Source organism: Xanthomonas cissicola (assembly GCF_008801575.1).
In the GTDB taxonomy this organism is placed as follows: Bacteria; Pseudomonadota; Gammaproteobacteria; order Xanthomonadales; family Xanthomonadaceae; genus Xanthomonas; species Xanthomonas cissicola.
Window position 1 is genome coordinate 20285 of sequence record NZ_VZPL01000054.1, and the last position, 10069, is coordinate 30353.

The 10069-nt window shown below is 67.6% G+C and carries 7 protein-coding genes and 1 pseudogene; 6 read left to right on the forward strand and 2 right to left on the reverse strand.

Features of this window, described 5'->3' with window-relative positions; genetic code table 11:
* Positions 1–47: 47 nt before the first annotated feature.
* Positions 48–827 carry a sulfite exporter TauE/SafE family protein gene (locus tag F7R02_RS18540; protein ID WP_208789125.1) on the reverse strand — a complete coding sequence of 260 codons (780 nt, stop codon included), beginning with the start codon at positions 825–827 and terminating at the stop codon, positions 48–50.
* Positions 828–937: 110 nt separating this feature from the next.
* Between F7R02_RS18540 and F7R02_RS18545 the strand changes: the two genes are divergently transcribed.
* The 6 genes from F7R02_RS18545 (at position 938) to bphP (ending at position 8391) form a co-directional block, all read left to right on the forward strand.
* A complete protein-coding gene (locus F7R02_RS18545) occupies positions 938–1324 on the forward strand; it encodes a YchJ family protein (RefSeq protein ID WP_003489361.1) in 387 nt (128 codons plus the stop codon).
* Between the two features lie 189 nt (positions 1325–1513).
* A complete protein-coding gene (locus F7R02_RS18550; protein WP_005916627.1) occupies positions 1514–1720 on the forward strand; it encodes a hypothetical protein in 207 nt (68 codons plus the stop codon).
* 178 nt (positions 1721–1898) lie between these two features.
* Positions 1899–4061 (forward strand): lytic murein transglycosylase, encoded by a 2163-nt coding sequence (locus F7R02_RS18555; RefSeq protein ID WP_078589879.1) that lies wholly within the window; start codon positions 1899–1901, stop codon positions 4059–4061.
* A gap of 470 nt (positions 4062–4531) precedes the next feature.
* On the forward strand, positions 4532–5797 hold the full coding sequence (locus tag F7R02_RS18560) for a TCR/Tet family MFS transporter (RefSeq protein WP_003489370.1): 1266 nt from the start codon (positions 4532–4534) through the stop codon (positions 5795–5797).
* 99 nt (positions 5798–5896) lie between these two features.
* Positions 5897–6490 carry a biliverdin-producing heme oxygenase gene (locus F7R02_RS18565; protein WP_151210148.1) on the forward strand — a complete coding sequence of 198 codons (594 nt, stop codon included), beginning with the start codon at positions 5897–5899 and terminating at the stop codon, positions 6488–6490.
* Positions 6487–8391 carry a bacteriophytochrome BphP gene (bphP, locus tag F7R02_RS18570; RefSeq protein WP_082340702.1) on the forward strand — a complete coding sequence of 635 codons (1905 nt, stop codon included), beginning with the start codon at positions 6487–6489 and terminating at the stop codon, positions 8389–8391. Before F7R02_RS18565 ends, bphP begins: the two co-directional genes overlap by 4 nt.
* Positions 8392–8471: 80 nt before the next feature.
* Here bphP and F7R02_RS18575 read toward each other — a convergent pair.
* Positions 8472–9652: pseudogene (locus F7R02_RS18575) on the reverse strand (benzoate/H(+) symporter BenE family transporter).
* Positions 9653–10069: the final 417 nt, after the last annotated feature.

A 10069-nucleotide genomic window follows, 5' to 3' on the forward strand; every position in this document is an offset into this window, starting at 1 on the left:
TGGCGTCGCCGTTTCGACTACGTTGCGTTGGCAGCGGGTTCCAGTGATTAGCGCAGCAGATCCCAGCCCATCTTGCCGATCAGTACGATCACCAGTACCAGGAACAATTTGCGGATCAATGGCGTGCCGCCACGTAACGCCATTCGTGTGCCGGCCACCGCGCCGGCCACGTTCGCCGCCGCCATCGGCAGGCCGATCGCCAGCATCACCTGCCCGCTGGGCAAGAAGAACGACAACGCCGCAAGGTTGGTGGCCAGGTTGACCACCTTCGCCGCCGCTGAGGCGCGCAGGAAATCCAGTCCGAAAAAGCGAATGAACAGAAAGATCAGGAAGCTGCCCGTGCCGGGGCCGAAGAACCCGTCGTAGAAGCCGATGGCCGCTCCCATCGCCAACGCGGTGGCCAGTTCGCGCCGGCCGACCTGACGTGGCCGATGCAGTGCGCCGAAGTCTTTCTTGACCAGCGTATAGATCAGCATCGCGATCAGCAGCATCAGAATCAGCGGCCGCACCGCCTGCCTGGGCATCAGGCTGACGGCGGTCGCGCCCAGGAACGAGAACGTAAACGCCGCGGCGGTGGCATACAGCACCGGCCGCCACGGAAAGCGCACCGTGCGCGCGTATCGCCACGCCGACGCAGCGGTGCCGAACATTGCGCTGAACTTGTTGGTGCCGAGAATCAGCGACGGCGCCTGCTGCGGCAGCGTCGCAAACAGCCCCGGCAACTGGATCAATCCGCCACCGCCGACCGCCGCATCCACCAACCCGGCCACGAACGCAATGCACAGCAGCCACGGCAATTCGGTGGGAATCAATTCCAGCAAGACCACGCTCCGCGCAACGGGGGCGACAGCATAGCCGCCGCTCCCGCATCCCGCTTCGCAACGCAATCCCCAATCCCCAATCCCCAATCCCCAATCCCATCCCGCACAATCCCCGCATGCCGACCACACCCACCGACCCCTGTCCCTGCGGCCGCCCGGCCGATTACGCACGTTGTTGCGGCCCATATCACGCCGGTGCCGCCGCGCCCGACGCCGAGACGTTGATGCGCGCGCGCTACAGCGCCTACGTGCGCCGCGATGCTGCGTACCTGCTGGCCAGCTGGCATCCGTCCACGCGCCCGGCCGCGCTGTCGCTGGACGAAGGCGGGCGCACCACCTGGCTTGGCCTGACCGTGCAGCGCACCCGCGATACCGGCCCCGAAACAGCCGAGGTGGTCTTCCTGGCGCGCTATCGCATCGGTGGCGGCAGCGCAGTCCGCATGACCGAACACAGCCGTTTCGTGCGCGAGGCAGGTCACTGGTTCTACCTCGACGCACGTTGATCCTCCACGTCGACAGTTGCCCCCCACCCAACCAGACGTCGCCAGCCGCCGCGCGCCCCTCAATGCGCGGCCCATCAGGCCTGTTTCGCCCGACGAACGGTCTTCACTCCCCTATTTGTCGACGCCGCGTTCGCAGCCGATCGCCGAAGCTTGCCGCCCAGGCGAACTCCGCCGCGGGGGACTTGGATCATGGCAACCTTCACTCTCTGGCAATGGGTGCTTCTGGCGGCGGTCGTGTTCGCGATCGTGCTGCCGGCGTGCGTGGCCACCGCGCTGATTCGCTTCGGCCCGCGCCACGATGCACCGCGCCATGCCCGCACCCGCCGAGTGACCGAAAACGCTCCGACCGCGCCGGCCCTGTCGATGCTGACCGGGATCGCCGGCGACGGCAGCTGAGCCAGTCGGACCGGCGGCACGATCGCTCGCATCGAGCCTCCGGCCTCACCCAGGAACGCATCACGCATCGCCATCCTGCACGCCTGCCACCACCCAGGTTGGCTATGCTCGGCGGCCCGACTTGTCGCGCAGGAGCGCTTCACCGCATGACGTCTGCCCACCCGCCGGCCATCGCGCCATGACGCTGTCCCGGGGCGCGTTGCCGTTCGTGTTGGGACTGCTGCCGCTGGCGGCCTGCGCCGATCCGGCCTTCGATCGCTGCCTGGCTGGCCTGCAGACGCAGGCCGCTGCCAAGGGCGTGGACGCTGCCAGCTTTCAGCGCTTCACCGCCGGGCTGGCGCCCGATTCCAGCGTCTTGCCGCTGCTGGATGCGCAGCCCGAATTCACCACGCCCATCTGGGACTACCTGGCCAGCCTGGTCGACAGCCAGCGCGTCACCGATGGCCAGGCCATGCTGGTCACCCACCGCGAACTGCTCAGCCGCCTGTCCGATCAAACCGGCGTGGACCCAGCCACCATCGTGGCGGTGTGGGGCGTGGAGAGCGATTACGGCCGCGTCACCGGTAAGCGCCCGCTGCTGGTATCGCTGGCCACGCTGTCGTGCGCGGGCCGTCGCCAGCCGTTCTTTCGTGGCGAATTCCTCGCCTTGCTCAGCCTGCTGCAGCAAGGCGATCTGTCGGCGGACGGCCTCACCGGCTCCTGGGCCGGCGCGTTCGGGCAGACCCAGTTCATGCCTTCGACCTACGCCCGCATCGCGGTGGATGGCGACGGCGACGGCCGCCGCGATCTGGTGACCAGCATTCCCGATGCACTGGCCTCCACCGCCAACTACCTGGTCAAGGCCGGCTGGGAACGCGCCCGTCCGTGGGGCATGGAAGTCACCCTGCCGCGCGGTTTCGACGCCAGCAAGGCCGGGCGCACCCGCCGCCAACCGCTGCAGGCCTGGCAAAGCGCCGGCCTGCTCGGCACCGACGGCAAACCGCTGGCACCAACCGGGCTGCCGGCAGAAACGCCGGCCGCCTTGCTGCTGCCGGCCGGCGCCACCGGCCCGGCGTTCCTGGTGTTCCGCAACTACGACGCGATCTACGCCTACAACGCCGCCGAAAGTTACGCGCTGTCCATCGCCCTGCTCGCCGATCGCCTGCGTGGCGGCCCGGGCCTGATCGCGGCCTGGCCTACCGACGATCCCGGCCTGGGCCGGCCCGAACGACGCGAACTGCAGCAGTTGCTGCTCGCCCGCGGCTACCAGATCGGCGAGGCCGACGGCATGGTCGGCAGCGCCACCCGCCGCGCCATCCAGGTCGAGCAGACCCGCCTGGGCCTGCAACCGGCCGACGGCCGTCCGGGCCAACGCATCCTCGCCGCGTTCCGCGCCGCCCCGCCGGTCGCCGGCGCCGCCGCCATGCGCGCCACCGCGTTCAAGCTGCCGGCCGCATACCCGGCCTTCGCCCAATCCCCCAGCGTCCAAAAGGCATCCCCCATGTCCGACACCACCGGCCTGACCACAGGCGATTTCCATGGGTTTCCGTCGTTGCTGATCGACACCCCGTTCTCCACCGCCGCCATCAGCCTGTTCGGTGGCCAGCTGCTCTCGTTTGTGCCCAAGGGCGGACAGGACGTGATGTGGCTTTCGCCCAGCGCCCAGCAACCGCCTACCCCGATCCGCGGCGGTGCGCCGGTGTGCTGGCCGTATTTCGGCCGCCAGGACCAGGCCGGCGACGTTCCCGCCCACGGGTTCGTGCGCACGGTGGCCTGGCAACTCACCGAAAGCCACCGCGAAGACGACGGCACCGTGGTGCTCACGCTCACCCCGCCGCGCTTCGACGACCTGGCGCTGCGCCTGCGCATGACCCTGCGCATCGGCCGCACGCTGGAGCAACGCCTGATCACCGAAAACACCAGCGTCGCCCCGGTGCGTTTCACCCAGGCGTTGCACAACTACTTCCGTGTTGGCGACGCGCTCAAGGTCAGCGTGCAGGGCCTGGATGGCCTGGACTATCTGGATAAATACGAGAACTACGCCACCGCCCACCGCCAGCAAGGCGACTGGAGCCTGCGCGACCCACGCGACCCCGGTCGTAGCGACCGCATCTACACCAACGCCGGCGGCCGCTACACGCTCACCGACCCGGTGCTCGGTCGCCACATCGTCATCGCCACCGAAGGCAGCCGCTCGCTGGTGGCCTGGAACCCGGGCGAAGACGCCGGCAAGAAGATGGCCGACGTGGGCGAGGGCTGGCGCGACTACGTCTGCCTGGAAGCGGCCAATGCCGGCCCGGACGTCATCGAGCTCGCCCCCGGCGCCAGCCACACCCTGACCCAGACCATCAGCGTCGAGTAGCCGCCCAGGCCCGCGCTGCTTTCTACGCCAATAAAAGCAGCGGAGGCTTCCTTCTCCCACCGGGACATTGTCCCCCTTCATCGGGGGGGAAGGTGTCCGTAGGGCGGATGAGGGTGCGTGCGAAGCCTCGTGCACTCGGAATCATTGCGGGGCTTTTCCCCGTACCCTCACCCCAACCCCCGCTCCGCGCCCCGGCCGCGCCTACGGTGCGGGCGTTCCAGGGCACGCGCGCCAGTGGCGCGCCAGCCGTGCCTTCTCGCTCCGGGGAGAGAGGGGCTCGAACGACGCATCCTTCTCCCACCGGGACATTGTCGTCCTTCATGGAGGAGAAGGTGGCCCGAAGGGGGGGAGGGTCTGGGTGCAGCCTGATGCAGCCCGAACGACAGCAGGTTTCCCAGCAACCACGCGCCACCAGCATCAACCACCCAATCCCTCGCTACACTCGCCGCTTCGCCCAACTGCGCCGCGCGATGTCCCTCTCTCCCGATTCCGCTCCCGTCCCGGGGCGCCGCCGCGCCGCGCTGATCTTCATCTTCATCACCGTCCTGATCGACGTGCTGTCCTTCGGGGTCATCATTCCGGTACTCCCGGATCTGGTGCGCCACTTCACCGGCGGCGACTACGTAGTGGCCGCCGGCTGGATCGGCTGGTTCGGCTTCCTGTTCGCTGCCATCCAGTTCGTCTGCTCGCCGTTGCAGGGCGCGCTCTCCGACCGCTTCGGTCGCCGCCCGGTGATCCTGCTCTCGTGCCTTGGCCTGGGCCTGGACTTCATCCTGATGGCCATTGCCCACAGCCTGCCAATGCTGCTGCTGGCGCGGGTCATCTCCGGCGTGTGCTCGGCCAGCTTCTCCACCGCCAATGCCTACATCGCCGATGTCACCCCACCGGACAAACGCGCCGGCGCATTCGGCATGCTTGGTGCCGCCTTCGGCATCGGCTTTGTCGCCGGCCCGTTGATTGGCGGTTGGCTGGGCAGCATCGGGTTGCGCTGGCCGTTCTGGTTTGCCGCCGGGCTTGCCCTGTTGAACGTGCTGTATGGCTGGTTCGTGCTGCCCGAATCGCTGCCCGCCCAACGCCGCACCGCGCGGCTGGACTGGTCGCACGCCAATCCGCTGGGCGCGCTCAAACTGCTGCGCCGCTACCCGCAGGTGTTCGGCCTGGCGTCGGTGGTGTTCCTGGCCAACCTGGCGCATTACGTCTATCCCAGCATTTTCGTGCTGTTCGCCGGTTACCAATACCACTGGGGCCCGCGCGAAGTGAGCTGGGTACTGGCCGGGGTCGGTGTCTGCAGCATCATCGTCAATGCGTTGCTGGTCGGCCGCCTGGTGCGCCGGCTCGGCGAACGCCGCGCGTTGCTGCTGGGGCTGGGCTGCGGGGTGATCGGCTTCATCATCTATGGGCTGGCCGACAGCGGCACTGCCTTCCTGATCGGTGTGCCGATCAGTGCGTTGTGGGCCATTGCCGCACCGTCCGCGCAGGCCCTGATCACCCGTGAGGTCGGCGCCGACGCGCAAGGTCGCGTGCAGGGCGCGCTTACCGGTCTGGTCAGCCTGGCCGGCATCGTCGGTCCACTGTTGTTCGCCAATGTCTTCGCTTGGTTCATCGGCAGCGGTGCGCCGCTGCATCTGCCGGGCGCGCCGTGGTTGCTGGCTGCTGTCCTGCTGGCCGCAGGCTGGGGCATGGCCTGGAAACGGGCCGCGCGCGGCGCCGGCACCACACCCGCGGCGCAGACGTGAAGCCAACCTATTCAGCTTGCGCTCGCGTCTGCTTTTTCTGATTTGCGCAGGCACTGCTAGTCTGGTGTCCTTCGTGCCGCGGCACCGCCTTGAGCCCCTATGGTTTCCGACGTCCTGGCAGTTCCGCCCTCGGCTGCGCTCGCGCTGCGCCATGCCACCCAGGATGCCCATCGCCTGGTCGAAGCGGTGCCGCTGATGCAGGCGTTGGCGCAGGGGCAGGTCGATTCGGCTGCCTATGCGCGGATCCTGCGTCGCCACCACGCCTTGCTGGCCGGCTTCGAAGCGCAGCTCGGCAACTGGCTGACCACCCTGGTCGGCAACGGCTGGCATTACCGCCGTCGCGTGCCGGCACTGCGCGATGACCTGCGCGCGCTCGGCCAGCAACCGGATCTGCCGGCCGCACTGCCCGCCAGCGCCGACGATGCCGCGCGCTGGGGCATGTTGTACGTCATCGAAGGCTCGCAGCTTGGTGGACGGGTGATCGCGCGCAACTTGCGCAAGCAGCAGCCCGCTCTGGCCGGCGCCCTGCGCTATTTCGAGCTGGCCGACGGCGACCCGGCCGGCTGGCGCCGCTTCCAGGCAGCGCTGGATCGGCGCCTGGCCACCCCATCCGCACGCGACGCTGCCATCGGCGGCGCGCAGGCCATGTTCGCCCACTTCCATTCCTGCCTCGCAGCGGAGCCGCAGCCGTGAATCAGCCCACCGAACCTCTGGATATGGATGTCTGCGCGCAGGAACCGATCCATGTTCCCGGACTGATCCAGCCCTACGGCGTGTTGCTGGTGATCGAACCGGCCGATGGCCGCATCGTGCAGGCCAGCAGCACCGCCGCCGACCTGCTCGGCGTGCCGATGGATGCCCTGCTGGGCACGCCGTACACCCAGATGCTGGAACTGCCCGACGCGCAACCGTTCGCAGTGGACGATCAACCGCAGCACCTGCTGCACGCCGATGTGCGCTTCCCGCAGCGCAGCGCGCCGACCGACCACCCCTGGGTGGCCGCCTGGCATCTGTATCCGGAGCAATGGCTGGTCGAGATCGAGCCGCGCGACGCGCGCCTGATGGATGTCACCCTACGCGAAGCGCTGCCGCTGTTGCGCAGCATCGAGCGCGATGCCGGCATCGACGAAGCGGCGGTGCGCGCGGCCAAGGGCCTGCGCAGCATGATCGGCTTCGACCGCGTGATGGTGTATCGCTTCGACGAAGAGTGGAATGGCGACGTCATCGCCGAAGCGCGCCAGCCCGAACTGGAGGCCTATCTGGGCCTGCATTACCCGGCCAGCGACATCCCGGCGCAGGCACGCGCGCTATACCTGCGCAACCGCGTGCGCCAGATCGCCGATGTGCGGTACCAGCCGTCGCCGATCCAGCCCACCTTGCATCCGCGCCTGGGCACGCCGGTGGATCTGAGCGATGTCAGCCTGCGCAGCGTCTCGCCGGTGCATCTGGAATACCTGGCCAACATGGGCGTCAGCGCCACCCTGGTGTCCTCGATCGTGGTCAACGATGCGCTGTGGGGGCTGATTTCCTGTCACCACTACAGCCCGCACTTCACCAGCCATGCCATGCGCGATGCCACCGATGCGGTGACCCGCGCGCTGGCCGGGCGCATCGGCGCGCTGCAGGCGGTGGGGCGGGCGCGGCTGGAGTCGGTGCTGCTGACCATCCGCGAAAAATTGATCACCGACTTCAACGACGCCGAGCACCTGACCGTGGACATGCTCGCCGACATGGCCCCGGACCTGATGGACGTGGTCGACGCCGATGGCGTGGCGATCTTCCATGGCAATGAAATCAGCCGTCATGGCAGCGTGCCGGATGCAGAGGCGTTGCGCCGCATCCGCGAACATCTCGAATCCGAACACCACGACGCCCTGCGCGAGGATGCGGTCGGCGCCCTGCATGTGGACGCCATCGGCGAGGTGTTCCCGGAGTTGGCCGACCTCGCCCCACTGGCAGCCGGTTTCATCTTCGTGCCGCTGATGCCGCAATCGCGTAGCGCGCTGTTGTGGACCCGCCGCGAGCAGGTGCAGCAGGTCAAATGGGCCGGCAACCCGCAGCTGGCCAAGTTGCAGGACATCCCCAATTCGCGGCTGTCGCCGCGCAAGAGTTTCGATCTGTGGCAGCAGACCGTGCGCGGCCGCGCACGGCGTTGGTCGCCGCTGCATCTGGAATCGGCGCGCAGCCTGCGCGTGCTGATCGAACTGATGGAACGCAAGCGCTTCCAGCAGGACTTCACCCTGCTCGAAGCCTCGCTGTCGCGGCTGCGCGACGGGGTGGCCATTATCGAACGCGGTGCCAAGGGCGCCGCGCACCGGCTGATGTTCGTCAACCCGGCGTTCGCCGAACTCAGCCAGACCGAAGTGGCCGACTTGATCGGTTGCGACATCCTTGCCCTGCTGGACGACGATGCCGCCCGTGGCAAGGTCGAACTGCTTGAAGAGGCGCTGCGCCTGGGCCGCGCCGCCTATGTCACCTTGCCGCTGCGCACCCGTGATGGCGCACCGGTGTATCGCCAGTTCCATCTCGAACCCTTGCCCAGCCCCAGCAGCATCACCGCGCACTGGCTGCTGCAGTTGCGCGACCCGGAGTAAGGGCTAAGGGCGCTGCGATCAACCCGCATGGCCAGCGCATGCGCCTGCCGCACCTCTCGCTCCATCAGCGGGCACGCGTGCTAAGGCGCTGCTTTCGTCCGCAATGCCAGCAATGTGATCGTTCCGGCCACCAAGCCCCAGAATGCCGCGCCGATCCCGCCCAGCGTCAGCCCGGAGGCGGTGACCAGAAAGGTGATCAACGCCGCTTCGCGCTTGCTGTCCTCGCGCAATGCCGCCGCCAGGCTATTTCCGATAGTGCCTAATAGCGCGATCCCGGCGATCGCCATCACCAGTTCACGTGGGAAGGCCGCAAACACCGGTGCCACGGTCGCACCGAACAACCCACTACCACGTAGAACACGCCCGCGCTGACCGCAGCGGTGTAGCGCCGAGCCGGATCTTCGTGCGCTTCGCGGCCCATGCAGATCGCCGCAGTAATCGCCGCCAGATTCAATGCAAAGCCGCCGAACGGCGCCAGCACTGCATTGACCACACCGATCCAGCCGACCGTCGGTGAGATCGGCACCGCATAGCCGGACGCCCGGATCACCGCCACGCCCGGCACGTTCTGCGAGGCCATGGTCACCACAAACAACGGAATCGCCAGGCCGAACAGCGCCGCCCACGATAGCGACGGCACCACCAGCACCGGGTGGGCCAGTTGCAGGTGTACGGCCCCCAGCCGCAGCAGTCCGCTGCTGGCGGCGATCGCAATACCTACCAACAAGGTCGCAATCACCGCATAGCGCGCAAACCAGCGCCGCCCGCCCAGATAGGTCGCCAACATCGCCAGCGCCAGCAACACCTGGCTCTGCATGGCCACAAAGATGTCCAGGCCGAAGCGCAACAGCACGCCGGCCAGCATCCCGGAGGCAAGGGAGATCGGAACCTGCCGGATCGCCCGTTCGAAGAATCCCGAAAACCCGGCCACCATCCCCAATACCGCGGCCACCACAAACGCACCGACCGCCTCGCGTAATGGCACCCCGGCCGCACTGCCGATCAGCATCGCCGCACCCGGCGTGGACCAGGCCGTGACCACTGGCGCGCGGTAGCGCAGCGACAAGCCGATACACGTCGCGCCCATGCCGATGCCCAGCGCCCACATCCACGACGCAAGCTGTGCCTGGTCGGCGCCCAGATAGCGCGCTGCCTCGAACACGATCACCGCAGAGCTGGCGAATCCCACCAGCACGGTGACAAAACCGGCGGCCATCGCAGGCAGGGATAGATCGCGAAGCAGATTGCGGGAAGCGGGCATGAGGGCGCTCTCTGTCTAGACACATGCATTTTCATCGAGCCAACCAGCGATCGATACCGCAGCGTCACGTTTCTGGATGTCGATCGGTGAACTTGCAGCCTGCATGCGTGCGGGAACTGGCCAGAGTGCGCAGCGCGTGCCGTACCCGCGTGGATAGGAGTCGATGTCATGCCAATGTCAAAAAAGTGCTTGCACTTCTGCGTGGTCTCGATAAACTGCGCGGCCTCGCTCAGGACGGCGGCGCTTCTCGAGGCATCGCAACAACGAACGAGGCGAATCGAAAACATCACAAGGTGTTGACGAAACGAAAAAGCCGGCTATGATGGGCGGCTCGCTACACGGAAAGACGCTACGGCGGATGGAGGTGCAGCGGCGGCAACGTCCTCTTCACGAGGGGTTGACGAGGATGAAAAGCCT

What these genes read in the sequence shown, in the direction of transcription:
- F7R02_RS18545 (WP_003489361.1), top strand. Translation starts at nt 938, where the DNA reads ATGCCGACCACACCCACCGACCCCTGTCCCTGCGGCCGCCCGGCCGAT.
- F7R02_RS18550 (WP_005916627.1), top strand. Translation starts at nt 1,514, where the DNA reads ATGGCAACCTTCACTCTCTGGCAATGGGTGCTTCTGGCGGCGGTCGTG.
- F7R02_RS18555 (WP_078589879.1), top strand. Translation starts at nt 1,899, where the DNA reads ATGACGCTGTCCCGGGGCGCGTTGCCGTTCGTGTTGGGACTGCTGCCG.
- F7R02_RS18560 (WP_003489370.1), top strand. Translation starts at nt 4,532, where the DNA reads ATGTCCCTCTCTCCCGATTCCGCTCCCGTCCCGGGGCGCCGCCGCGCC.
- F7R02_RS18565 (WP_151210148.1), top strand. Translation starts at nt 5,897, where the DNA reads ATGGTTTCCGACGTCCTGGCAGTTCCGCCCTCGGCTGCGCTCGCGCTG.